Source organism: Burkholderia sp. AU33423 (assembly GCF_002223135.1).
Taxonomy (GTDB): Bacteria; Pseudomonadota; Gammaproteobacteria; order Burkholderiales; family Burkholderiaceae; genus Burkholderia; species Burkholderia lata_D.
In genome coordinates this window covers 795,701-818,793 of sequence record NZ_NKFH01000007.1, presented here as the reverse complement: position 1 = coordinate 818,793, position 23,093 = coordinate 795,701, and the positions used below count along the sequence as shown (strand labels likewise).

The 23,093-nt window shown below is 65.0% G+C and carries 21 protein-coding genes and 1 pseudogene; 11 read left to right on the top strand and 11 right to left on the bottom strand.

Annotated features, from left to right (window positions below; all coding sequences use genetic code 11):
- Nucleotides 1–182: 182 nt before the first annotated feature.
- A complete protein-coding gene (locus CFB50_RS22250) occupies nucleotides 183–2,216 on the bottom strand; it encodes an NADPH-dependent 2,4-dienoyl-CoA reductase (RefSeq protein ID WP_089448393.1) in 2,034 nt (677 codons plus the stop codon).
- 85 nt (nucleotides 2,217–2,301) lie between these two features.
- Between CFB50_RS22250 and CFB50_RS22245 the strand changes: the two genes are divergently transcribed.
- A complete protein-coding gene (locus tag CFB50_RS22245) occupies nucleotides 2,302–3,402 on the top strand; it encodes an AraC family transcriptional regulator (RefSeq protein WP_089447276.1) in 1,101 nt (366 codons plus the stop codon).
- Here CFB50_RS22245 and CFB50_RS22240 read toward each other — a convergent pair.
- Nucleotides 3,399–4,289 carry a LysR family transcriptional regulator gene (locus CFB50_RS22240; protein WP_089447275.1) on the bottom strand — a complete coding sequence of 297 codons (891 nt, stop codon included), beginning with the start codon at nucleotides 4,287–4,289 and terminating at the stop codon, nucleotides 3,399–3,401. The two genes, CFB50_RS22245 and CFB50_RS22240, sit on opposite strands and share 4 nt — an antisense overlap.
- A 155-nt stretch (nucleotides 4,290–4,444) precedes the next feature.
- Here CFB50_RS22240 and CFB50_RS22235 point away from each other — a divergent pair, with 155 nt between their 5' ends.
- Complete coding sequence (locus tag CFB50_RS22235) at nucleotides 4,445–4,864, top strand: ester cyclase (protein WP_089447274.1); 420 nt, start codon at nucleotides 4,445–4,447, stop codon at nucleotides 4,862–4,864.
- Between the two features lie 44 nt (nucleotides 4,865–4,908).
- Here the strand turns inward: CFB50_RS22235 and CFB50_RS22230 are convergent, their stop codons facing one another.
- From CFB50_RS22230 to CFB50_RS22220, 3 genes are all read right to left on the bottom strand, one after another.
- Nucleotides 4,909–5,373 (bottom strand): aconitase X swivel domain-containing protein, encoded by a 465-nt coding sequence (locus CFB50_RS22230; RefSeq protein WP_089447273.1) that lies wholly within the window; start codon nucleotides 5,371–5,373, stop codon nucleotides 4,909–4,911.
- Nucleotides 5,366–6,613: an aconitase X gene (locus CFB50_RS22225; RefSeq protein WP_089447272.1), complete on the bottom strand. Its 1,248-nt coding sequence runs from the start codon at nucleotides 6,611–6,613 to the stop codon at nucleotides 5,366–5,368. The genes CFB50_RS22230 and CFB50_RS22225 overlap by 8 nt, the downstream gene beginning before the upstream one ends.
- 188 nt (nucleotides 6,614–6,801) lie before the next feature.
- Nucleotides 6,802–7,230, bottom strand: coding sequence for a MarR family winged helix-turn-helix transcriptional regulator (locus CFB50_RS22220; protein WP_089447271.1), 429 nt, complete (start codon nucleotides 7,228–7,230; stop codon nucleotides 6,802–6,804).
- Between the two features lie 90 nt (nucleotides 7,231–7,320).
- On the opposite strand from CFB50_RS22220, the gene CFB50_RS22215 reads away from it, so the two are divergent.
- The 5 genes from CFB50_RS22215 to CFB50_RS22195 all read left to right on the top strand — a co-directional run bounded on the left by CFB50_RS22215 (nucleotide 7,321) and on the right by CFB50_RS22195 (nucleotide 12,963).
- Nucleotides 7,321–8,241, top strand: a complete 921-nt coding sequence (locus CFB50_RS22215; RefSeq protein ID WP_069250989.1) for a LysR family transcriptional regulator — start codon at nucleotides 7,321–7,323, stop codon at nucleotides 8,239–8,241.
- Between the two features lie 81 nt (nucleotides 8,242–8,322).
- Complete coding sequence (locus tag CFB50_RS22210) at nucleotides 8,323–8,754, top strand: MarR family winged helix-turn-helix transcriptional regulator (protein WP_089447270.1); 432 nt, start codon at nucleotides 8,323–8,325, stop codon at nucleotides 8,752–8,754.
- Nucleotides 8,755–8,818: 64 nt separating this feature from the next.
- Nucleotides 8,819–9,913: an HlyD family secretion protein gene (locus CFB50_RS22205; protein WP_089447269.1), complete on the top strand. Its 1,095-nt coding sequence runs from the start codon at nucleotides 8,819–8,821 to the stop codon at nucleotides 9,911–9,913.
- A 13-nt stretch (nucleotides 9,914–9,926) separates the two neighbouring features.
- Nucleotides 9,927–11,501 (top strand): DHA2 family efflux MFS transporter permease subunit, encoded by a 1,575-nt coding sequence (locus CFB50_RS22200; RefSeq protein WP_089447268.1) that lies wholly within the window; start codon nucleotides 9,927–9,929, stop codon nucleotides 11,499–11,501.
- A 19-nt stretch (nucleotides 11,502–11,520) separates the two neighbouring features.
- Entirely contained in the window at nucleotides 11,521–12,963 is a 1,443-nt protein-coding gene (locus CFB50_RS22195) for an efflux transporter outer membrane subunit (RefSeq protein WP_089447267.1), read from the top strand.
- A 50-nt stretch (nucleotides 12,964–13,013) separates the two neighbouring features.
- Here the strand turns inward: CFB50_RS22195 and CFB50_RS22190 are convergent, their stop codons facing one another.
- The 3 genes from CFB50_RS22190 to CFB50_RS22180 all read right to left on the bottom strand — a co-directional run bounded on the left by CFB50_RS22190 (nucleotide 13,014) and on the right by CFB50_RS22180 (nucleotide 14,388).
- Entirely contained in the window at nucleotides 13,014–13,196 is a 183-nt protein-coding gene (locus CFB50_RS22190) for a hypothetical protein (RefSeq protein WP_089447266.1), read from the bottom strand.
- Nucleotides 13,197–13,202: 6 nt separating this feature from the next.
- Nucleotides 13,203–13,835, bottom strand: a complete 633-nt coding sequence (gene yfcF / locus CFB50_RS22185; protein WP_089447265.1) for a glutathione transferase — start codon at nucleotides 13,833–13,835, stop codon at nucleotides 13,203–13,205.
- Nucleotides 13,836–13,977: 142 nt separating this feature from the next.
- The gene (locus CFB50_RS22180) at nucleotides 13,978–14,388 is read right to left on the bottom strand and encodes a TIGR02594 family protein (protein ID WP_069250982.1); all 411 of its coding nucleotides are present in this window, start codon (nucleotides 14,386–14,388) and stop codon (nucleotides 13,978–13,980) included.
- A 183-nt stretch (nucleotides 14,389–14,571) separates the two neighbouring features.
- Here CFB50_RS22180 and CFB50_RS22175 point away from each other — a divergent pair, with 183 nt between their 5' ends.
- The 4 genes from CFB50_RS22175 (at nucleotide 14,572) to CFB50_RS22160 (ending at nucleotide 19,580) form a co-directional block, all read left to right on the top strand.
- The gene (locus tag CFB50_RS22175; RefSeq protein ID WP_089447264.1) at nucleotides 14,572–15,483 is read left to right on the top strand and encodes a LysR substrate-binding domain-containing protein; all 912 of its coding nucleotides are present in this window, start codon (nucleotides 14,572–14,574) and stop codon (nucleotides 15,481–15,483) included.
- Between the two features lie 128 nt (nucleotides 15,484–15,611).
- Nucleotides 15,612–16,928 carry an MFS transporter gene (locus tag CFB50_RS22170; RefSeq protein WP_089447263.1) on the top strand — a complete coding sequence of 439 codons (1,317 nt, stop codon included), beginning with the start codon at nucleotides 15,612–15,614 and terminating at the stop codon, nucleotides 16,926–16,928.
- 12 nt (nucleotides 16,929–16,940) lie between these two features.
- On the top strand, nucleotides 16,941–18,176 hold the full coding sequence (locus tag CFB50_RS22165; protein ID WP_089447262.1) for a metal-dependent hydrolase family protein: 1,236 nt from the start codon (nucleotides 16,941–16,943) through the stop codon (nucleotides 18,174–18,176).
- Between the two features lie 129 nt (nucleotides 18,177–18,305).
- Entirely contained in the window at nucleotides 18,306–19,580 is a 1,275-nt protein-coding gene (locus tag CFB50_RS22160; protein ID WP_373452981.1) for an IS256 family transposase, read from the top strand.
- Between the two features lie 43 nt (nucleotides 19,581–19,623).
- On the opposite strand, the pseudogene CFB50_RS22155 reads toward CFB50_RS22160, so the two are convergent.
- From CFB50_RS22155 to CFB50_RS22145, 3 genes and pseudogenes are all read right to left on the bottom strand, one after another.
- Nucleotides 19,624–20,151 (bottom strand): annotated as a pseudogene (locus CFB50_RS22155) (transposase); the annotation flags it as partial.
- Between the two features lie 109 nt (nucleotides 20,152–20,260).
- Nucleotides 20,261–21,049, bottom strand: a complete 789-nt coding sequence (locus CFB50_RS22150; protein ID WP_179254213.1) for a hypothetical protein — start codon at nucleotides 21,047–21,049, stop codon at nucleotides 20,261–20,263.
- Between the two features lie 105 nt (nucleotides 21,050–21,154).
- Complete coding sequence (locus CFB50_RS22145; RefSeq protein WP_089447260.1) at nucleotides 21,155–23,017, bottom strand: methyl-accepting chemotaxis protein; 1,863 nt, start codon at nucleotides 23,015–23,017, stop codon at nucleotides 21,155–21,157.
- Between the last annotated feature and the right edge of the window lie 76 nt (nucleotides 23,018–23,093).

The following is a 23,093-nucleotide window of genomic DNA, read 5'->3' as shown; positions in this document are numbered from 1 at the left end:
AATCGCCGCCACGGTCTGTCGGGGTAGCGCCGCCACGTTGCGTGGCGACGCGGCCGGCGTGGCGGCTCGTTTCAGTCCTGCGCCGGCGAATCGGTGCAGCAGACGGTGAGCCGCGAACGGCCGCGCAGGCGGTTCATCGCCACGCGGCGTACCTTCTCCGTGGCCGTTGCAGCGACCGCCCGTTACAGCCGCGCGGCGAGCCGTGAGCCCTGATCGATCGCGCGCTTCGCGTCGAGTTCGGCGGCCAGTTCCGCGCCGCCGATCAGGTGCACCGAGCGCCCGGCCGCCTGCAGCGGCACGAGCAACGCGCGCTGAGGCTCCTGCCCCGTACAGAGCACGATCGTGTCGGCTTCGATCAGCTCGTGATCGGTGCGCTGCTCGCCGTATGACACGTGCAGGCCACGCGCATCGATCCGTTCGTAGTTCACGCCGCCGATCATCTTCACCTGCTTCATCTTCAGCGTCGCGCGGTGAATCCAGCCGGTCGTCTTGCCGAGCCCCTTGCCGAGCGGCGCGGCCTTGCGCTGCAGCAGCGTCACTTCGCGCGCGGGCGCGGTCGCCTGCGCACGCGTCACGCCGCCACGCGTCGCGGCCGGGTCGGTCACGCCCCACTCGGCCTTCCACTCTTCCAGGTCGAGCGCCGGCGATTCGCCCTCCTGCACCAGATACTCGGCGACATCGAAGCCGATCCCGCCCGCGCCGACCACCGCAACACGCCGGCCGACCGGCTGCCGGCCCGCGAGCACGTCGATGTAGCTGAGCACGTTCGGCCCGTCCTGCCCCGGGATCTTCGGATCGCGCGGCGCGACGCCGGTTGCGAGCACGATCTCATCGTAGCCGCCCGCGATCAGGTCGCTCGCATCGACGCGGCGGTTCAGGTGCAGGTTCACGCCGGTCAGTTCGACCTGGCGGCCGAAGTAGCTCAGCGCTTCGTGAAACTCTTCCTTGCCCGGAATCCGCTTCGCCATGTTGAACTGGCCGCCGATCTCGGCCGCGCCATCGAACAGGTCGACCTGATGGCCGCGCTGCGCGAGCACGGTCGAGCATGCGAGCCCGGCCGGCCCCGCGCCGACCACCGCGATGCGCTTCGGCTGCGCGGCGGGCGTGTATTTCAGTTCCGTCTCGTGGCACGCGCGCGGATTCAGCAGGCACGACGCGATCTTGTTCTTGAACGCGTGATCGAGGCACGCCTGGTTGCAGCCGATGCACGTATTGATCTCGTCGGCACGGCCCTGCGCGGCCTTGACCACGAACTCCGCATCCGCGAGCAGCGGGCGGGCCATCGACACCATGTCTGCGCAACCGTCCGCGAGAATCTGCTCGGCCACTTCGGGACGGTTGATCCGGTTGGTGGTCACGAGCGGAATGCCGACCTCGCCCTTCATCTTCTTCGTCACCCATGCGAACGCGCCGCGCGGCACCGACGTCGCGATCGTCGGCACACGCGCCTCGTGCCAGCCGATCCCCGTGTTGATGATGGTCGCGCCGGCGCGCTCGACGGCCTTCGCGAGCTGCACGGTTTCGCTCCAGTCGCTGCCGTCCGGAATCAGGTCGAGCATCGACAGCCGGTAGATCAGGATGAAGTCGCGGCCGACCGCTTCGCGCGTGCGCTCGATGATCTCGATCGGCAAACGGATGCGGTTCTCGTACGAACCGCCCCACTGGTCGGTGCGCTTGTTCGTATGCATCGAGATGAACTGGTTGATCAGGTAGCCTTCGGAGCCCATGATCTCGACGCCGTCATACCCGGCTTCACGCGCGAGCTTCGCGCAGCGGACGAACGCGCGAATCTGCCGCTCGACACCGCGTGCGCTCAGTTCGTGCGGCGCGAACGGCGAGATCGGCGACTTGATCTTCGACGGCGCGACCGCGAACGGGTGATAGCCGTAGCGTCCCGTATGCAGGATCTGCAGCGCGATCTTGCCATCCTCCGCATGCACGGCATCCGTGATCTCGCGATGCCGCCGCGCGGCGGCCGACGTCATCAGCGTGCCGCCGAACGGCTTGGTCCAGCCGGCCACGTTCGGCGCGAAACCGCCCGTCACGATCAGGCCGACCCCGCCGCGGGCGCGTTCGGCGAAATATTCGGCAAGCCGCGGCAGCGTCTTGCGGCTGTCCTCGAGGCCCGTATGCATCGAGCCCATCAGCACGCGGTTCTTCAGCGTCGTGAAGCCGAGGTCGAGCGGTGCGAGCAGGTGGGGAAAGGTCGTGGTCATGATGATCGTGCCAATTCGTGCCAGTAAGCGATGCGTGACATCGTAGGCGCGCGCCGCCTTGAACGTGAGGGGGCAAACAGCCATAATGCTTGTCATTTCCGGCCAAGACGACATGACCTCCCCTCTCGCCAAGGATCGCCTCGGGCTGCGCCGGCCGACGATTCCGGTCGCCTATCCGCGCCTGATGCTGCAGGCGCTGGCCGCGCGCGGCGTCGACCTGGCCGCCGTGCGCGCCAGCACCGGCCTGCGCGATGCGGTATTGGCCGAACCGGACGCGCGCGTCGCGCCGTCGCAATGGGGGCGGCTCGTGCTCAATGCGATCGAGATTGGCGGCGATCCGGGCATCGGGCTCGCGTTCGGGCTGCTGCTGAAGCCGACCGTGCACGGCTTTCTCGGCTACGCGACACTGACCGCGCGGGACATCCGGGAAGCGCTCTCCGTCACGCAACGCTACTTCCGGATGCGCAACCGCCAATATCGGCTGACCTATGAAGACGACGAACGTGGCGCGACGCTCGAACTGCACGGCGTACAGGCCAGCCCCGTTCTGCAGCATCACGTGATGTTCGAGTTCGTGTTGACCGGGCTTGCGCAGAACATCTCGCAATGGGCCGGACGTACGTCGCCGCCGATCAAGCTGCAGTTCGCGTGGCCGGAGCCGCCCTATTTCGCGCGCTATCGCGATCAGTTGCCGCCGGTCGAATTCGGCTGCGCCGCCAACGCGCTGTGGATCGCGCGCGACGTACTCGACTGGCCGCTGCCGCTCGCCGACGAAGTCGCGCACCGGCAGGCGCTCGTGCAGGTGGAGCGCGAGTATGCGCAGGTGCGTCAGGAGGAAGGCGATCTCGTCGAACGCGTGCGCGCGGAGCTGGCACGCGGCGCCGGCGACTACCCGGGGCCGGAGACGCTCGCCGACGCGCTGCTCGTGTCGACGCGCACGCTGCGGCGCCGGCTGGAGGAAGCCGGTTCGAGCTATCGGCAATTGCTCGACGAAGCGCGGTTTCGCGACGCGAAACAGTTGCTCGCCGCGTCGGATCTCGACCTGAAGACGATTGCCGAGCGGCTGCAATTCACCGACCCGGCGAATTTCACGCGCGCGTTCCGGCGCTGGGCCGGGCAGACGCCGAGTGCGTATCGTGAAGCGGCTGCCGGGTTGACGGGACAGAAGCCGGAAAGCGCACGCTAATCCGCTTCGATCGTCGCATCCAGGCTCGTCGACGAGCGCGCCGTCAGGACTTCGACGAACATCCCGACGAGCGGCTCGACGACGGGCTGCGTGGCCGCGCCCTCACCGATCACGGCGACTTCGGACGCGGGCAGCGCCGGCCATTGCGCGGACGTCGGCAGGATCTTCATGCCGGGCTGCAGGAACGACTTGCCCAGCGCGGTGACCCCCAACCCACCCGCCACCGCGGCCTGCACGCCGGCGAGATTGCTGGCCGTGCAGCCCACCGACCATTCGCGGCGTGCCGCATCCAGGCTTTCGGTCATCACTTCGCGATAGGCGCAAGGCGGCGGCATCATGACGAGGCGCGCAGGGCGGCCTGGGTCGTTCCGGTAGTTTTTCGCGGCCAGCCACACCAGCGGCTCGCGCCAGATCACGCGGCCGCGCAGGGGCGCGCCTTCCTGCTTCTGCCGCGCGAAGACCACGTCGAGCAGGCCGGCCCGATGCGCGTCGGCGAGTTCCTGGCTCGATCCGGTGACGAGTTCCAGCTGAACGGCCGGGAAGCGCTCGCCGAAGCGCGCCAGGATGAGCGGCAATTGCGCGTGCACGAGATTTTCGGAGACGCCGAGCCGCAGCCGCTCGACTCGCGGCGGCTCCCGCCATTCGCGCATGAACGCGTCGTACTGCGCCAGCAACCGCCGCCCGCCGGCGAGCACGCGCTCACCTTCCTGCGTCAGCCTCAGCGAGCGGCTCGTGCGCTCGAACACGCGCACGCCCAGCGCATCCTCGAGCCGCAACACTTTCTGGCTGACGGCCGATTGCGAACGGCCGACGACGTCGGCAGCCGCCGTGAAACTGCCCGTCTCGGCCACGGCGACGAACGCGTGCAGCAAATCCAGATCCAGCATCGTGCCCCATCCATTCGATAATCTTCTAGATCCGAGAAAGATTATTCGCTTATTTTCTTGTTCGCAAGTTCACACAATGACTGCATGTCAGCCGGACTCGATCGCGAGTCGCGGCCGGCAACGGATCAATGACGCTGTTTCAACGGAGCAGGAAGATGAGCAAACGCAATTCGGTGGAGATCGTCGAGCACTTCTGGCGGGAAGTCTGGCAGGCGCGCAACCCCGACGCGGTGGACGCACTCGTCGCCAAGGATTTCGCGATCACGTCGGGGGGCGTGGTCATCCACTCGCGCGCGGCATTCAAGACGTGGGTCGCGGCGTTCCTCGCGAGCATCGACGACTTCCGGTTCGAAGTCGTCGAAACGTTCCAGAACGAAGCGGGCGACCGCGTCGCGAGCCGCTGGCGCGTGACGGGGAAGAACAACGGGTTCATGGGATCGGCGCCGTGCGGGTCGCCCATCGACATGACGGGCACGGCCGTCTGGCACGTGCGCGACGACGGGCTGCTTCAACACAACTGGGTCGAACGCAATGCGCTCGAAGTGCACCGCAACCTGAAGGGGTCACGGCTGTAGCGCGCGGGTGCGGCGAGCCGGAGCGCTCGCCGTACGCGAATTGGTCAGGCCGAACGCGCCGCGTCGCCCAGATCAATCCGCGCACCGCCGTCCCCCTCACCCGCCTCGATCCGCACCTCCCCCGTCGCGGCGACGATCGCGTCGTACACGTCGTCGGTCACGCACACCACCGGCACCGCGATCGCATACAGTTCGGCCGCCACGATCGCGCCGATCGAGATGATCAGGTCGCGCTCCTTCAGCACGATCGCGACCGGCCCCGTGCCGTTGCGCACGGCTTCCGCCAGCACGCTGCTGCTCGAACTCGAGCCCTTCGCGTGCGGCATCACCATCACCTTGCCGGCGAGGCTCGCACCGGCCTGCGGATGCCCGCGATCGACGATCTTTCCCGCGCCCGAGTCGTAGCCGCCCCAGAAGCTGAGCGGCTTGTCGAGCACGAACGGGCGCGCGCATGCGCTGCCCGGCACGAGCGTGTCGCCCGTCAAACCCTTGCGCGTGGCTTCAGTCATCGAATCGCACCTTTCCTTCGTACGCCGAACGCACGCATTCGCGCATGCTGCCGTACGCGACCGTCACGCCGATGTTCGCGGGCGCATACGATGCCCATTTCCCCGAATTGGTCATCACGAGCCCCGACAGTTGCTTCATCACCGGCGTGATGTACGTGCAGGTATCGACGACGATCTGGATGCCGCGTGCCGCAAATTTCTCCGCGAGGCCGGCTTCATCCAGCTCCCACAGGATGAACCGGCTGGTATTCACGTAGAAATCGCAGGCCGGCTTGCCGTCGAACGCGTCGAGCAAGGTATCGAGCGTGCGGAATTCGGCCAGCGAGAAATGCGGCGTGCCGAGCGCCACCGCGACGAGCGCATCGCCGGCCGCGCCGTGGTTCAACGTGCGGCGAATCTCGTCGAGATCGGCCATCGCAACATCGACCGTCCGTTGCGCTACTTGCCCGTGCAAGGCGGCGTCGAGCGTCGGCGCTTCCGGCGTCACACCGACCGCATGGAACAGCGCGACAGCGCCACTCGACGCGGCAGCCGCACCGAGTGCCTTGAGTTCGTCTTCCGTGGTGTCCGCCGGCAGCCCGACGATCGCCGGCACGACCGCGCCCGCGATCCTGCCGATCAGCAGCCCGAGCGCGGCGAAATAGATGTCGCGCGAGGCCAGGCGGCTGAAATCCGGTGCGTTGAACACGATCCGCGCGGCGCGATTCGCTTCGACATGCAGCCCCGCATACGGCGCACGCCCGGTGATCGCGGCGGCCAGGTCGAGAAAATCGCCGTACCGGCTCGTCCGCGCGCCGAGCACCGAATTCGCAAACACGATCGCGTTCGATTCGGCCCATGCGATCTGCTCGCCTTTCGCGGGACGGTTCTTCAGCTGATAGGGCGCGCACGTGAAGCTGGATTCGCAACCGAGCTGCAGATGCGCGTCCATCAGGCGCTGCGCATCGCGCTGAATCGTGCGGTCGCCGTGGTACAGCTCGGGATGGATCAGGTCGAGCGACCCGACGTTCAGCGTGGTCGGCACCGCGACCTTTGCACCGGTGTCGACGAAATACTCGACGAAGTCGAGGCTGGTCTGGCCGTGATAAAGACAGCCGTCGATATGGGCTGACGTGATGTCGATCAGGTGCGGCGCGGACATCACGTGCGCCGTGCGGGCGACGATCCGCATCGCACGCGCGACGCCCTCGCCGAAATCCCCGCGCAGCATGGCGCTGTCGCGGTCACTCAACTGCAGCATCGGTTGCTCCTCTGACGCGTGCCGGCGGCGCCGGTCGGTGAAATCCGTCAGGGGACTCTACAACTGGAAATAAAAACTGTCCAGATCGCCATCGATCCGGACAGTTTCGAAAACCAATTTATGCTATTGAACGCCAGCGAAGCGATCAATGGCTCGGATTCCGCTCCAGTTTGCCGCCAGCCCGTCGTCTAGCGTTCCGCGGTCACACTGAACAGCTCGTCGCGCAGCGCCTTCGCGCGGTCGCGGCCGAACTGCGTCTCGAATTCGTCCTGCGCGGCCTGCCATGCGACTTTCGCTTCAGCGAACGTGCGCTCGCCCAGCTTCGTGAGGCTCAGCGCATGCGCACGCGTATCGTGCTCGGACGCGGCCGTTGCGACGAACCCGTCGCGCTGCAGCGGCTTCAACGCGCGCAGCAGCGTCGTGCGATCCATCACGAGCGTATCGGCGAGTTCGCTCATCAGCAGGCCGGGCTGACGCGTCAGGTTCGCCATGATCGAAAACTGGGCGGGCGTGACGCCAACCGGGGCCAGATGGCGTTCGTACAGTTGCGTGACGAAGCGCGCCGCCTGACGCAGCGCGAGACAGTTGCACGCGTGGGCAATCGAGGTGTCGTTCATGTTTCGCAATTTATATGTGCATATGCATAAAGTCAATGTACACTCGCCGTAACAAGGCCGGCGGCCGGCCCTCGCGTCAAGGAGACGGACATGGACTACATCGACAAGCTGCGGATTTTCCGGTCGGTGGTGGAGATGCGCAGCTTCACGCGCGCCGCCGACATGCACGGCCTCGCACGGCCGGTCGTGTCGCGCGCGGTCGCGGATCTGGAAGCGCGTTTCGGCAGCCGGCTGCTGCACCGGACCACGCGCCAGGTGTCGCTGACCGAAACGGCCGAGCGCATCTACGAGCGCTGCGCGGCCGTGCTCGACGAACTTGACTCGCTCGAAGCGGAAGCGCAGGCGCCGACGCGCGAACCCGAGGGCCTGCTGCGGCTCGTGGCGCACACGACGGCCACGCTGAACCGGCTGGTGCCGCTGATCGCCGGCTTCAAGGCTGCGCACCCGCAGGTGCGCCTCGACGTGACGCTGACCGAGCGCCCCATCGATCTCGTCGGCGAAGGCTACGACATCGCGATCGTCGTACCGTACATGTTGACGAACGAATCGACCGTCGTGCGGCTGATCGAGCGGATTCCGCTCGTGATCGTCGCGACACCCGCCTACCTGCGCGCCCATTCGCGCCCGGTCACGCCGGCCGATCTTGCCGACCATCAGTTCGTGCCGATGTCACCGTCGCTGCGCCGCCCCGCGCTGTCGTTCCGCGTCGACGGCGACCTGCTGACCGTGCCGTTCCGCTTCGACATCTCGTCGAACAGCCCCGTCTTCAATCGCGAAATGGTGACGCACGACTTCGGCATCGGCGTCGTGCCGAAAACGCTCGTCCAGGCCGAACTCGCGTCGGGCGCGCTCGTGCAACTGCTCCCGGATGCCGATCTCGTCGACAAGTTCGTCGAGATCAAACTGGCTTACGCGAACCGCGCGCTGCTGCCCGCGAAGGTCAAGGCGTTCATCGACTACACGGTCGCCTATTGCGACCACGAAGGCTGGATCGTTCCGGCCGCAGCCTGACGCCGATTGGTACAGCCGTGACAACAATCTGATCGCGCCCCGCCACTCGCCTCGGGCCGCATTGCCTTCTAACATGTGTACATGCACAAGATGACGCTCACCGATGACGATTGCTTCGCGGTCCGGCAAGCCGCCCGCCGGATCTCGCAGTTCTACGAGCGCTATCTGTCGCGGGCGGGCGTGACGCCGTCGCAGTACAGCATTCTCGCGCTGCTGCGCGACCGGCCCGGCCTGACGATGGCAACGCTGTCGACCGTGCTGGTGATCGAACGCACCGCGCTGCTGCGCGCGCTCAAGCCGCTCGTCGGCGCGGCGCTGGTGGCCGGCCGGATCGAGCCGCGATGCCGCCGCCAGACGTTCGCGCTGACCGCGCACGGCGAAACGAAGATCGCCGACGCGCAGGTGCACTGGCTCGCCGCGCAGGAAGCGTTCGAGCAGCGGTTCGGGTCGATGCAGGCGGCCCGCCTGAGAGACGAATTGTTCCGGATCACGCACAACCTGCCGGAACGCTAGCCCCTTCCCCGATCGACGACACGCTGTCGGTCGCTTTGATAAGTGCATATACATAGGTGAATCGATGGAAACGACCCAAGCCGCTGCCTCATCCCGTGAAGCAGCCACACTCGACCAGCCCGCGAAGCAACAGCGCCGCGTGCCGTGGATGCGCATCGCGGTGGGTGCCGTCGTCATCGTCGTCGCCGCCGCCGCGCTCGACTGGCTGTTCGTGCTGCGCTTCCAGGAAAGCACCGACGATGCGTATGTCGGCGGCGACGTGACCGTGCTCGCGCCGAAGGTCAACGGCTTCGTCGACAAGATCCTCGTGACCGACAACCAGCGCGTGAAGGCCGGCGACGTGCTCGTGCAGCTCGATGCGCGCGACTACGACGCGAAGCTCGCGCAGGCCAGCGCCGAAGTCGACAGCGCCCGCTCCGCCGTGGCCGAACTCGAGGCGAAGCAACAACTGCAATATGCGGTGATCGGCCAGCATACGGCCGACAAGAATGCATCGTCGGCCGAGCTGACCCGTGCCGCATCGGATCGCGTGCGCTACCGCGAGCTCGTGAAATCCGACGCCGTGTCGAACCAGATCGTCGAACGCGCGGACGCCGATTACTCGAAGGCGGGCGCCGCCGTCGACCGCAGCGACGCCGCGCTGCTCGCGTCGAAGCGGCAACTCGACGTGCTCGGCGCGCAGCTCGCCGATGCGCGGGCCCGCGTGAACACCGCACTCGCCGCGCAGCGCGTCGCCGCGCTCAACGTCGAATACACGACGATCCGCTCGCCGGTCGACGGCTACGTCGGCAACCGCACGGGCCGCGTCGGGATGCTCGCGAACGTCGGCGTGCCGCTGCTGACGGTCGTGCCGGCATCCGGGCTGTGGATCGACGCGAACTTCAAGGAAGACCAGCTGCGCAAGATGCACGCCGGCGATCGCGTCGACGTGTCGCTCGATGCATCGAACACGAAACTGCACGGCCGCGTCGACAGCCTCGCGCCCGCCACCGGCGCGACCTTCAGCGTGCTGCCGCCCGAGAACGCGACCGGCAACTTCACGAAGATCGTCCAGCGCGTGCCCGTGCGCGTGCATCTCGATCCGCAGCCGGGCCTCGACCACGTGCTGCGCCCCGGCCTGTCCGCGGTCGTGACCGTGCACACCGGCCACGCAAACTGAACGGGAGACGACGATGACCACCGCGTTTTCCGGCGACCCCGCGTCGCAACCAACCAAGCAGCGCGTGTTCGCCTTCGCGCTGATGTGCGTCGGCTTCTTCATGGCAACGCTCGACATCCAGATCGTCGCGTCTTCGCTGCGCGACATCGGCGGCGGACTTTCCGCCAGCCAGGACGAACTGTCGTGGGTGCAAACCGCCTACCTGATCGCCGAGATCATCGTGATCCCGATGTCGGGCTGGCTGTCGAAAGTGATGTCGACGCGCTGGCTGTTCGCCGCATCGGCGGTCGGCTTCACGATCACCAGCATGCTGTGCGGCGTCGCGTGGGACATCAACTCGATGATCCTGTTTCGCGGGCTGCAGGGTGCGCTCGGCGCCGCGATGATCCCGACCGTGTTCACCACCGCGTTCGTGCTGTTCCCCGGCAAGCAGCGGCTGATCGCATCGACGACCATCGGCGCGCTCGCCTCGCTCGCCCCGGCGATCGGCCCCGTGATCGGCGGCTGGATCACCGATCAATGGTCATGGCACTGGCTGTTCTACCTGAACCTCGTGCCGGGCATCGCGGTGGCCGCACTCGTGCCGCGCTACGTGCACATCGACGAACCCGACCTCAGCCTCATCAAGCGCGGCGACTATCTCGGCATCATGCTGATGTCCGGTTTCCTCGGCTGCCTCGAATACGTGCTGGAGGAAGGCCCGCGCAAGAACTGGTTCGGCGACGACGCGATCGTGATCTGCGCATGGATCTCCGGCATCTGCGGTTTTCTGTTCATCGTGCATGCATTGACCGCGAAGGATCCGATCGTCGACCTGCGCGCGCTCGTCGTGCGCAACTTCGGGATCGGCAGCCTGCTGTCGTTCGTGACCGGCATCGGGATCTTCGTGACCGTATTCCTGACGCCGCTGTTTCTGGCGCAGGTGCGCGCGTTCAGCTCGCTGCAGATCGGCATGGCGCTGCTGTCGGTCGGCGCGTTCCAGCTGATTGCGCTTTGTGCGTATGCGTTCGCCGCGCGCTTCTTCAGCCTGCGCGCGCTGCTCGTGTTCGGGCTGATCTGTTTCGGGCTCGGCTGCTACCTGTACACGCCGATCACGCACGACTGGGGCTGGCGCGAGCTGCTGCTGCCGCAGGCGCTGCGCGGCATCGGCCAGCAGTTCAGCGTGCCGCCGATCGTGACGATGGCGCTCGGCTCGCTGCCGCAGTCGCGCCTGAAATCGGCGAGCGGCCTGTTCAACCTGATGCGCAATCTCGGCGGGGCGATCGGCATCGCGGTGAGTGCGACGATGCTCAACGACCGGCTGAACTTTCATTACCTGCGCCTGAACGAGCACGTGAGCGCCGGCCAGCCGCAGATCGCATCGCTGCTCGACCGGCAGGCCGCGTACTGGACGTCGGTGGCCGGCAACACGCTGGACACCGCGCAAGCCGGGCTCGCGAACCTGCATCACCTGATCTATCGCGAGGCGCTCACGCTCACCTATGCGGATGCGTACTACGCGCTGTCGCTGTGCTTCGTCGTCGCGCTGCTCGCGGTCGTCTTCTCCAAACCCATTTCCCTGAACGCGCCGCCGCCGGACGCGCACTGAGGTTGAGGTCATCACCATCATGAAAAAACTTCTCGTCGCCCTCGCCGTCAGCGCACTCGCCGCAGGATGTGCGGTGCAGCCCGCGCAGCATCCGGCGCTTCAGGATTCGGTTCGGACGCTCGCGCCGGATGCATGGGACACCGACGTGCCGCGCGCGGACATCGACGCCGCCGCGTGGTGGGCGCAATTCCACGATCCCGCGCTCGACCGGCTGATCGCCACCGTACTCGACGGCAACCTCGATCTGCAGGCCGCCGCCGAACGCGTGAAGCAGGCGCAGGCGCTGACCGTGCAGAAGCGCGCGGTGCTGCTGCCCGAACTCGACGCGACCGCGCATGCGGCCGACGCACGGCAGAACACGCCGCCGCCGCTCGGCTATGTGCGGCAGGCGGGTGCCGGGCTCGCGTTGAGCTGGTCACCCGATGTGTTCGGCGGTGAACGGCTCGATCTGCTTGCCGCGCAAGCCGAGCTCGTCGGGCAGAAGCATGCGGAGGATGCGATGCGGCTCGCACTCGCGGCCGATGCGGCTTCCGCGTATGTCGATCTGCGCTGGGCGCAGCAGGAGTTGAAGATCCTGCAGGACAACGCGAAGATCCGGCAGCATGCGCTCGAACTCACGCGCAAGCGGCAGGCGTTCGGGCTGTCGACCGAACTCGACGTCACGCGTGCGCAGAACCAGCTCGACGCACTCGAAGCGCGGATTCCGCCGACGCAGGCGCAGATTGCGCATCAGCTCAATCTGATTGCGGTGTATTCGGGGCGGACGCCGGAATCGGTCGACCGGCTCGTGTTGGCGCAGGCGGGGGAGATTCCCGCGCCGCCGGTGGGCTCGCCGGGGACGCTGCCTTCGCAGGCCTTGCTCCGGCGGCCGGATGTGCTGACGGCGTATGCGCAGGTCGAGCGACGGGCGGCGCAAGTCGGTGTGGCCAAGGCCGAACGGTATCCGAAGTTTTCGTTGAACCTGACGGACGGGATTCTGGCGGCTTCTTATCTCGGGTTGCCGACGTTGACCGATAACCTGTTCAGTGCGGCGTTGAATGCGACGAGTCCGATCTTCAACGCGGGGCGGATTACCGCCGACATCTCGCAGAGCGAAAGCCGGATGCGCGAGTCGGAACTCGGGTTGCGGCAGACGATGCTGCAGGCGTTGCGGGAAGTCGAGGATGCGCGGGCGAATCTCGTCAGCTCCGACGAGGCGACGCGCAGGCTGGGTAGTGCGTTGGCTGCTTCGGACAAGGCGCTTGGATTGGCGAATCAGCTCTATAAGGGTGGCGCGACGGATTTTCTGGATGTGCTGTCCGCGCAGGAGGTTTATCTGCGGGATTCGGATTCGCTCAATCAGGTCAAGCGCGAACATGCGCTGGCAGCGGTGGCGCTGTATCGGTCGCTTGGGGGTGGGTGGAGCAGGAATGACGCGGCGGGTGGGCCGCCGACGGAAACGGAGGCTGTGGCGAAAAACTAGGCGGGATCACGACAGGGCGCCGGCTTCCATACTTGCCGGCTCCCCGCTCTTCAGCCGCACGATCCGAGACATTGGACCGTCGTCAACGCAATCGAGTAAGCCACGATCCACGCAATACCCAATCCGACGATCACGGTGACGATACGCGTGATGAGCTTGTGCCAGAACCGGATCGCAACGAACACGCCTGCCGCCAACATGAGCACCATGAGGATCGGCCAGATCACGTTCATAGCGAATTACAGCGGCGGCCGCTTCAGCTTCACCCAGCGCTGCACCGACGGCCGCTCCCACTGCGCACGCGCATAGTCGGCGAGACGCTGCGGCACCGGATCGTCGTTCAGCACCAGACGGTTCAGCATCACCGCCAGGTCGACATCCGCGATGCTCCACTCGCCGAACAGGTTCGCCGCGCCCGGCGCGAGCAGCTTGTCGGCAGCCGTGAACAGCTTCTGCGCGGCGGCCCGCGCCAAGCTCGACAGCGGCTCGCTCGACGGCCCGTAGAACAGCACTTCGGTCGACCGCTCCGTCCGAACCGGCATCAGGTCGCTGCGCAGCCACGCCTGCACCTGCCGTGCACGTGCGCGCTGGCGCGGCTCGACCGGATAGAGCCGCGTGCCCGGGAAAGTCTCGTCGAGATACTCGGTGATCGCCGACGATTCCGACAGCGCGAAATCGTCGTGCACGAGCGTCGGCACGCGTTGCGTCAGCGACGTCGCCGCGTAGTCGGGGGCGAAATGCGCGCGGTTGCCAAGGTCGACGGTCACCAGTTCGTAAGACAGCGATTTTTCCTCGAGCGCAACGAAGACCGACATCGCGCAAGGGCTCGTGTATTGCGTATCCGCGTAGAGACGGAGATGACCGGTTTGCACTGCTGGCTCCTTGTGAGTGCGGAGGCCGGCGGCGGCTCGTTGATGCGCCGGCGGGCTCCGGGTGGGTCGATGCGGTTGCGTGACGGTTAGTAGCAGCAGATGCGGCGGTGATTGCAGTTTTGTGTCCGCTGCCGCGGCGAGATCATCCGGCGTCGGGCCAGCGGTATCCGATCACTTCGGCCAACGGGTACGCGAGCTCGCGGACTTCTTCCAACTGGTTGCCGCCGAAGAGATACACCTGTTCGTCGTCGTGACGCAGGTAGAAACCGACGTGCCCTTTCCAGCTCGCGGGATCGTCACGCGTCAAGATCGCGATGCAGCCGTAGACGGGACGTTCCAGCGGCCTCCCCCATTCAAGCCATGAACGCGCAAGGGCAGAGCCCGTGCCACGAATGCCGGCGTGCGTCATGCACCAGTTGACGAAGGACGAGCACCAGGAAATCTTGTCGTCGTAGCCGACCAGGTTCGTCTGGTTGTTGTATTCGACGATGCGAGGGTTGATGCTGCCGGGCGGATGGCGGCGGATGCCGAGTTCGGCCATCGCGACGGGCATCCACGGCGGATGGACGGCGTCCGGTTTGCGCTCAGGGTTGAATGGGGTCACGTCGTTCTCGGGCGAGTGTGTTGTGCGGTCAATCTTCGCATGAATGCGGTGACTGGGGCACCCTGCTTCCTTGTGCTTTCCTTTCGATCCGCTCGTATCATATCGGCAGCCTCCTTGACCTCCCAAGCTGCCATGCGCATCACGCCCCTGCCGCCCCTTCAGTGCCTCATCGCGTTCGAAGCCGCCGTGCGGCATGCGAGCTTCACGCGCGCGGCCGCCGAGCTGCATCTGACCCAAAGCGCGATCAGCCGGCAAATCCAGCAGCTCGAGGAATTCCTCGGCCGCTCGCTGTTCGTGCGCGAACATCGTTCGCTGCGGCTGACGATCGCCGGCGAGCAATACGCAGCGCAGGTGCACCATCTCCTCACGCAATGCGCGGAAGCCACGCACGATGTGATGAAGCCCTACGGCGACCTCGAACTGACGATTGCGTGCTCGTCCGGTGTGGCGCTGCTGTGGCTCACGCCGCGCCTGCCCGAGTTTCGCGCCGCCTATCCGGACATCAAGCTGCGGCTGATCGTGCGCGACGGGCTCGCGTCGATGTCGCCGGCGGAGTTCGACGTGGGCGTCTACTACGTGCGCCAGCAGGCGCCCGCCGAATACACCGCGCGCCGTCTGTTCGACGAGGAAGTGTTTCCCGTCTGCGCGCCGGGTTACCTGGCCGGCCGCACGCTCGCCGCGGCCGATCTCGCGAACGAGACGCTGCTGCGCCTCGAGGACGGGCAGCGTCAGTGGATGTCGTGGTCCGAATGGTTCGACCAGAACGACATCGACCGGCAGAAGGCGCAGCCGCAGGACATCACCATCAACTCGTATCCGCAGATCGTGCAGATGACGATTCTCGGCCAGGGCGTGTCGCTCGGCTGGCGCTACATGATCGACGCGTGCATCGAGGCCGGGCTGCTCATGCGCGTGACGGAAGCATCCGCGAGCCACGGCGGCGGCTACTACGTGATTTCGCCGAACGACCGCGCGCAGAACCAGGCCGCACGCCTGTTCACACGCTGGCTGTTCGAACAGGCAGAGAAACAGACCGCGCCCTGATCGCGATGCATGCGCGTAGCGCATGCGTGCATGCAAATCTTTCGTTTCAGAAAAAAATCGCGCTGTCCTTAGCATGAGTTCACGCGGGGCAGCCGTCCCGTCTTCTGATTCCGATAGAGGAAGAGACCATGCAAGGAACGCTTTCCCCGCGCGCCGCGCCTGCCGTCGATGCGGCAGTGCAGCAGCGTCGCCGCGCCATCGTCGCGACCGTGATCGGCAACGGTCTCGAATGGTTCGATTTCACCGTCTACAGCTTCTTCGCGGTCATCATCGCGAAACTGTTCTTTCCGACCGGCAACGAACTGACGTCCGTGCTGCTGACCGTCGCGACGTTCGGCGTCGGCTTCTTCATGCGGCCCGTCGGCGGCATCGTGCTCGGCGTCTACGCCGACAAGGTCGGGCGCAAGGCCGCGCTGTCGCTCACCATCCTCATGATGGCCGCCGGCACCGCGCTCATCGGGCTCGCGCCGACCTACGAACAGGCCGGTATCGCCGCGCCGCTGCTGATCGTCGTCGCGCGGCTGCTGCAAGGTTTCTCGGCCGGCGGCGAGATGGGCGGCGCCACCGCGTTCCTCACCGAATACGCGCCGACGGAGAAGCGCGCGTACTACTCGAGCTGGATCCAGTCCAGCATCGGCTTCGCGGTGCTGCTCGGCGCCGCGACCGGCACCTTCGTCACGACGTCGCTCGACGCGCAGGCGCTGCATAGCTGGGGCTGGCGACTGCCGTTCCTGCTCGGGATCATCGTCGGGCCCGTCGGCTACTACATCCGCAGCCATATCGACGAGACGCCCGCATTCAGTGCCGTCGAAGCGCAGGCAAAGGAGAGCTCGCCGCTGAAGGAAGTGCTGTCCACCTACCCGCGCGAGACGTTCGCGAGCTTTTCGATGGTCATTCTGTGGACCGTCTGCACCTACGTGCTGCTCTTCTACATGCCGACGTATTCCGTGCGCACGCTGCATCTGCCGCAATCGACCGGCTTCGCGGCCGGCATGGTCGGCGGGCTGATGATCATGTGCTGCTCGCCGATCGTCGGCCGGCTCGCCGACGTGTGGGGACGACGCGTGTTCCTGTCCGGATCGGCGCTCGCCATTTTCGTGCTCGCGTGGCCGATGTTCGCGTGGATCAACCATGCGCCCGGGTTCACGTCGCTGATCGTGTTCCAGGCCGTGTTCGGCGTGCTGATCGCGATCTACACGGGGCCGATCCTCGCGGCGTTCGCCGAACTGTTTCCGACGAAGGTGCTGTCGACCGGGTTATCCGTTGCCTACAACTTCGCGGTCACGATCTTCGGCGGCTTCGCGCCGTTCCTGATCACGTGGCTCATCGCCCGCACCGGCAGCAACATGGCGCCGGCCTTCTACGTGACGCTCGCGGCGGCCGTCAGCTTCATCGGCACGCGCTTCGTGAAGGACGCCAAGCGGGCCGCTTCCGTCAATCGATAAGGATCTCTCTCCATGACCATTACCGTGCTTCAAGGCGGCAACGTACTCGATCTCGAACGGGGCGTGCTGCTCGAACATCATCATGTCGTGATCGACGGCGACCGGATCGTCGAAGTCACCGATCGGCCGGTGGATTTTCCGAACGCGCATCGGATCGACGTGCGCGGCAAGACCGTGATGCCGGGGTTCATCGATTGCCACGTGCATGTGCTGGCTTCGAATGCGAATCTCGGCGCGAATGCGACGCAGCCGAATATTCTTGCCGCGATTCGGTCGTTGCCGATTCTCGATGCGATGTTGTCGCGTGGGTTCACCAGCGTGCGGGATGCTGGGGGTGCGGACTGGAGCTTGATGCAGGCGGTCGAAACCGGGCTGGTGTCGGGGCCGCGGATTTTTCCGTCGGGCAAGGCGTTATCGCAGACCGGCGGGCATGGGGACTTTCGGCCTCGCGGGGACTTGCTTGAGCCTTGCTCGTGCTGTTTCAGGACGGGCGCGATTGCTCGGGTGGTGGACGGGGTCGAAGGTGTGCGGCTTGCGGTACGTGAAGAAATTCAGAAAGGCGCGACGCAGATCAAGATCATGGCGTCAGGTGGTGTGGCTTCACCGACCGATCCGATTGCGAACACGCAGTATTCGGAGGATGAGATTCGGGCGATCGTGGATGAAGCCGAAGCCGCGAATACTTATGTGATGGCGCATGCGTATACGGGGCGGGCGATTGCACGGGCGGTGCGCTGTGGGGTGAGGACGATCGAGCATGGGAATCTCGTGGATGACGCTGCGGCGAAGCTGATGCGTGAGCATGGCGCGTTTGTCGTGCCCACGCTTGTCACTTATGACGCGCTTGCCAAACACGGTGCGGAGTTCGGGATGCCGCCGGATTCGGTGGCAAAGGTGGCTTCCGTTCAGCAGAAAGGACGCGAATCACTGGAAATCTATGCGAACGCCGGCGTGAAGATGGGGTTCGGATCGGATCTGCTCGGGGAAATGCATGCATTTCAGTGCGGAGAGTTCCGGATCCGGGCCGAGGTGCTGGGGAATCTGGAAGCGCTCAGGTCGGCGACGACCGTGGCGGCGGAGATCGTCAACATGCAGGGGCGGCTCGGGGTGGTGGCGGCGGGAGCGATCGCGGATCTGGTCGTGCTCGATGGGAATCCGCTCGAGGATATTGGGGTGGTGGCCGGTCAGGGGGAGCGCGTCGAATATGTGTTGCAGCGAGGGAAGATCGTGAAAGCGCGCGCTGGTTAGGGTTCGCGGTTGCGCGGGTCCCTCCGCGTACGGCGGTCGTGACAATCGTTAAAGGTGAACATCAACACGGACAGGACCTATCCGTGATTTCGTGGGCGGGGCATATCATGAGGTGTAAAGGCCATGGATATGCCGATGAAGAAGAAAAGACAAACTGTAGCGCGTCAGGCAGCGGCCCGAGGGCCGCTGCCTGAACTGCCCAAGGAACTGCTGGACCAGTTGGTCAAGGGGCCGATGACGCCGGCCGAGGTGCAGGACCTGATGCTGGCGTTCAACAAGGCGGTCATCGAGCGCGCGATGGGTGCCGAGATGAATCTGCATCTGGGCTACCCTCCGGGCCAGCCCAAGCGGCCCGGGCAGGCCAACGAACGCAACGGCGCCAGTGGCAAGACAGTCATCACCGATCGTGGCCCAGTCCGGGTCGACGTGCCTCGTGACCGTGACGGCAGCTTCGAGCCGATCCTGATTCCCAAGCACGAGCGCCGTTTCACCGGTTTCGACGAACGCATCATCGCGATGTACGCCCGCGGCATGAGCGTGCGTGAGATCCAGGGGTTTCTGGCCGAGCACTATGGCACCGAGGTATCGCCCGACTTCATCAGCTCGGTCACCGACGAGGTGATGGCCGAAGCGCTGAGCTGGCAGAGCCGCCCGCTCGAGACGATGTACCCGGTGGTGTTCTTCGATGCGCTGCGGGTCAAGATCCGCGACGATGGCGTGGTCAGCAACAAGGCCGTGTATCTGGCTTTGGGCATTCAGGCCGACGGCCAGCGCGACGTGCTGGGCCTTTGGATCGAGCAGACCGAGGGCGCCAAGTTCTGGCTCAAGGTGTTCAACGAACTGAAGACGCGCGGCTGCCAGGACATCCTGATCGCCGTGGTGGACGGCTTGAAGGGGCTGACCGAGGCTATCAGCGCAGCCTATCCACGGACCACCGTTCAGACCTGCATTGTGCATCTGATCCGCAACAGCCTCGAATACGCCAGCTACAAGGACCGTAAGGTACTCGCCGCCGCGCTGCGCCCAATCTACGCGGCTGCCAGCGAAGAAGCGGCTAGACAGGCGCTGCAAGACTTCGCCGACGGACCTTGGGGCGTGAAGTACCCGACGATCGTGCAGTCGTGGCAGCGGGCATGGGAGCACGTCGTACCGTTCTACGTGTTCCCGCCGGAGATTAGACGGGTCGTGTACACCACGAACGCCATAGAAAGTTTGAACATGCAACTGCGCAAGATCATCAAGACGCGTGGCCACTTCCCGAATGACGAGGCGGCGATCAAGCTGCTCTGGCTGGCGCTGCGCAATGTGCTGGCCAAGACGGTGCGGTCCGCCTTCGACTGGAAATCGGCGATGAACCAGTTTGCTATCCTGTTCGGAGACCGATTTATGCAGGCGCGCGGATAACGTGCTGTTCAACCGCCTCGCCCACAAAAATGCGGACAGGTTCACTGCGGTATATGGTTTCGTGCGACACCTGATAGTCCTTGTTGACCGCATACACGTGCTTAAGCCAACCGGCGATCTGCTCAGGTGACCACTGCAGCCCGAGCTTGCTTGCCACGACCTGGGCGAGTTCCCGGTTCCTGACGAGCTTGCAGACTTGGGGGCGACGGGCTCGCTCCCACGCAAGTTCGTCAGCATTGTTCGCCCGATAACCCTGCATACCGCCGTTCCGCTTGAGCTCGCGGCTAATGGTGGACGGAGCACGTGCGAGCCGAATCGCAATCGCGCGAATCGAATCGCCAGCAACCACTGAGCGCGAGATCTCCTCCCGCTCGGCAAGGGTCAGTGCCAAGCTCGAACGGCGCCGTTGCTTTGGCTGTATGCCGCCCGTTTCGGCCAGAATCCCTTGTACCGAGGAATGGTTCCGATCAAACAGCTGGGCGATCTGCTGCAGCGATTCGCCCCTGCGCCAGCGCTCCCACATTAACGCCTTCTGGCTATCTGTATAGTAGATCCGCCGTCTCTGTTTCATTGCAACACTCCTTGCTGCTATGCAGCCTCAAGTGTGTTGCATCGACGGGTTGAATCCGCAGCCAAAAACGGGCATTCATTCGAATAAACGCGACAAAGACGGCTGCTTCCTATTGAACAACGTCGTTCAGCATTACTTGCGCCTCGGACACAAGCTGCGAATATCGCCTCTGCACCGGCAAACGCTTCGCGAAACATTCCTGTCGCTTCTCCTCATCCCCCCGCCCCACCCCACAAGCCGCAATCCCTGGTACCTTCATCTCCCGCCAGAGGACATAAACCCTCTCTCCTTGCTTGACAGAGACTGCCAACGTATTCGGCCCCTCCGGCACCCCATCCTGGCTTTCCCCAAGCAGCAACGCCTTCACCACCGCATCAGCCGGCTTCCGCTTTACCGGTAACTCGGCAAACCGAAACGCCGCTGCATCATCGGCGAACACATCCGTATAAAAGGCCTCGTTATCGAAGATAACGGCAACATCATCCGTGGACTTGATCCCCGCATCCGCCCTCTTCGCCCAGTCCTTCAAAAGCGGAACCGTCGTGACCAGAAGACTCACCTTCCCGTCATCCGACTTCAAGAACAGCCCATCCGGCCCGGGCGTCATCCCATCATCGGGTACAACGCTTTGCACGTTACTCCCCGCCTTCCCGGAAAACCCTTTCGCCCTAACCGTCCCGACAAGCTTAACCAGCCACGCATTCACCTCAGCCGTGTATTTCTTGTCCAGATCCACCTGATCTTCCATCCGCGCCGCCGTAATCGCGTCGACGGCTTTCTTCCGATAGGCGAGATAAGAATCGGTCGGCGACGCAATCACCTTCGCCCCAACCGCAGCCGCCACAGCGACGAGCACCGCCGCCCCCACCCCGATCTTCCACTTGGAAATGCGTTTCATTTTTATAGACGTGACCGAATCCCGCGCCGACATGCAAAAACGGCTGCCGTGACCCCACGGCAGCCGTCCCTCAGAAACGCCCTATTCTAAATCGCGAATCAGACTTTACTCATCCACCTTGAAAGCCGACACCAGCCGGGTCAATTCCGCCGCCTGCTGCTTCAAGCTCGCCGCGGCCGCCGCGCTTTCTTCCACCAGCGCCGCATTCTGCTGCGTCATCTGATCGAGCGACTGCACCGCGTCGCCGATCTGATCAATCCCGGCACTCTGCTCCAGGCTCGCTTCAGCGATCTCGCTCATCATCGCGCTCACGCCTTGAACCTGCGACACCACATCACGCATCACCTTCCCGGCCTCACTCACCAGCCGCGACCCGGTATTCACCGTGCCCGCGCTATGCTCGATCAGCACCTTGATCTCCTTCGCCGCCTGCGCGCTGCGCTGCGCGAGATTCCGCACTTCCGAAGCCACCACCGCAAACCCGCGCCCCTGCTCCCCGGCGCGCGCCGCTTCCACCGCTGCATTCAGCGCAAGAATGTTCGTCTGGAACGAAATGCTATCGATCATCACGATGATCTCGGAAATCCGCTGCGACGCGTCGCTAATCTCCTGCATCGTGCTCACGACCTCACCCACCACCTGCCCGCCGCGCGCCGCCGCATCGGAAGCGCCGTTGATCATCTTCGCGGCCGTCGTCGCCGTCTCGGTATTGTTCCGCACCACGGCTGTGATCTCTTCCATCGACGAAGCCGTGCGCTCCAGGTTGCTCGACTGCCCTTCGGTGCGTTCGCTGAGATCCGCATTCCCCGTCGCAATCTGCGCCGACCCGGTGGCAATCGACGAGGAAGCCGCACGAATGCTGTGCACCAGCGTCGACAGTGACGACACGAACCGGTTGAACGCATCCGACAACTGCCCGATCTCGTCCTGGCTCTCGACCGTCATCCGGCGCGTGAGGTCACCCTGCCCGCTGGCGATCTCCGACAGCAGCGTCGCCGCGCGACGAATCGGCGCGGCAATCGCACGCCCCACCAGCCAGATCACAAGCAGCGCAACACCCAGCCCCACCACCGCCGCAACTAGCGCCGCGCTGCGAATCGCACGCGTCACAGGCCCGAGCAGTTCCGCCTGCGGCACCTCAACGACAACATACGCATTCAACTCCGGAATGAACGACGTCGCGATGAAACGCGCGCCGCCATCACCGGCGTAGCTCAGATACGCATACGGCTGACCAGCCAGCAACGTCGACGACGCATCACCCGGCAACCCCTGCTGATCCTTCATGAAATGCTTGCCGTCGATCAGCGCCGTATCGCGATGCATCATGATCGCGCCGTCGGGACGCACGAGATACGCAAACCCGGTCTCGCCGATCCGGTAAGCAGCGATACCCTTCGCGAGCGCATCGACGGACAGGCTCATGCACGCAGCGCCAATCGGCACGCCGTCTAGTTCGACGCGGCTGTTGATGAACATCATGTAGCCGCCGACCGTCACCTCGCGGTCCATGTTCACGTCGAACGCCTTGCCGGAGGACAGGAAGCCGGTCAGCCACTGATCCTTGTCGGTCACCTTCCGCTGCAGGCCGGATTCGTTGTAGTAGTTGCCGCTCTTCACGGACACCCACTGCACCGACGCCGCCTTCTGCTCGTCCTTCACGTTCTTCGCGAGCTGGATCCAGTTGCGCGTGCCGGCGTCGGGTTCGCCGTCGGCTTCCCATTGCAGCAGGAACGCGTCGCGCGCGAGAATCCGCGACGCGGCGATCGGCCCGGCCATCTGCCGCTGCACGTCGGCGCGGATGCCGTTCACGGCCGTCGGCAGCTCTTCGCGCACGACGCGATCGCGCACCGCGTTGCCGATCAGGCGGATGCTGAGCCCGCTTGAGATCGCGACGAACACGAGCAGGCAACTCGTCATGCTGAGAATCAGCTTGTTCTGTATGGAAAGCTTGCGCCAGAAATGCATGGGGAACCCTCGATAACCGCTCGGTCTGAGCCAGTTTGGGTTATCGGCATGCAAGCGCAGAACCGCATCGCTGATT

Coding starts and splice junctions, on each gene's coding strand:
- CFB50_RS22250 (WP_089448393.1), bottom strand. CDS start 2,216: ATGACCACGACCTTTCCCCACCTGCTCGCACCGCTCGACCTCGGCTTC.
- CFB50_RS22245 (WP_089447276.1), top strand. CDS start 2,302: ATGCTTGTCATTTCCGGCCAAGACGACATGACCTCCCCTCTCGCCAAG.
- CFB50_RS22240 (WP_089447275.1), bottom strand. CDS start 4,289: ATGCTGGATCTGGATTTGCTGCACGCGTTCGTCGCCGTGGCCGAGACG.
- CFB50_RS22235 (WP_089447274.1), top strand. CDS start 4,445: ATGAGCAAACGCAATTCGGTGGAGATCGTCGAGCACTTCTGGCGGGAA.
- CFB50_RS22230 (WP_089447273.1), bottom strand. CDS start 5,373: ATGACTGAAGCCACGCGCAAGGGTTTGACGGGCGACACGCTCGTGCCG.
- CFB50_RS22225 (WP_089447272.1), bottom strand. CDS start 6,613: ATGCTGCAGTTGAGTGACCGCGACAGCGCCATGCTGCGCGGGGATTTC.
- CFB50_RS22220 (WP_089447271.1), bottom strand. CDS start 7,230: ATGAACGACACCTCGATTGCCCACGCGTGCAACTGTCTCGCGCTGCGT.
- CFB50_RS22215 (WP_069250989.1), top strand. CDS start 7,321: ATGGACTACATCGACAAGCTGCGGATTTTCCGGTCGGTGGTGGAGATG.
- CFB50_RS22210 (WP_089447270.1), top strand. CDS start 8,323: ATGCACAAGATGACGCTCACCGATGACGATTGCTTCGCGGTCCGGCAA.
- CFB50_RS22205 (WP_089447269.1), top strand. CDS start 8,819: ATGGAAACGACCCAAGCCGCTGCCTCATCCCGTGAAGCAGCCACACTC.
- CFB50_RS22200 (WP_089447268.1), top strand. CDS start 9,927: ATGACCACCGCGTTTTCCGGCGACCCCGCGTCGCAACCAACCAAGCAG.
- CFB50_RS22195 (WP_089447267.1), top strand. CDS start 11,521: ATGAAAAAACTTCTCGTCGCCCTCGCCGTCAGCGCACTCGCCGCAGGA.
- CFB50_RS22190 (WP_089447266.1), bottom strand. CDS start 13,196: ATGAACGTGATCTGGCCGATCCTCATGGTGCTCATGTTGGCGGCAGGC.
- CFB50_RS22180 (WP_069250982.1), bottom strand. CDS start 14,388: ATGCCCGTCGCGATGGCCGAACTCGGCATCCGCCGCCATCCGCCCGGC.
- CFB50_RS22175 (WP_089447264.1), top strand. CDS start 14,572: ATGCGCATCACGCCCCTGCCGCCCCTTCAGTGCCTCATCGCGTTCGAA.
- CFB50_RS22170 (WP_089447263.1), top strand. CDS start 15,612: ATGCAAGGAACGCTTTCCCCGCGCGCCGCGCCTGCCGTCGATGCGGCA.
- CFB50_RS22165 (WP_089447262.1), top strand. CDS start 16,941: ATGACCATTACCGTGCTTCAAGGCGGCAACGTACTCGATCTCGAACGG.
- CFB50_RS22160 (WP_373452981.1), top strand. CDS start 18,306: ATGCCGATGAAGAAGAAAAGACAAACTGTAGCGCGTCAGGCAGCGGCC.
- CFB50_RS22150 (WP_179254213.1), bottom strand. CDS start 21,049: ATGAAACGCATTTCCAAGTGGAAGATCGGGGTGGGGGCGGCGGTGCTC.
- CFB50_RS22145 (WP_089447260.1), bottom strand. CDS start 23,017: ATGCATTTCTGGCGCAAGCTTTCCATACAGAACAAGCTGATTCTCAGC.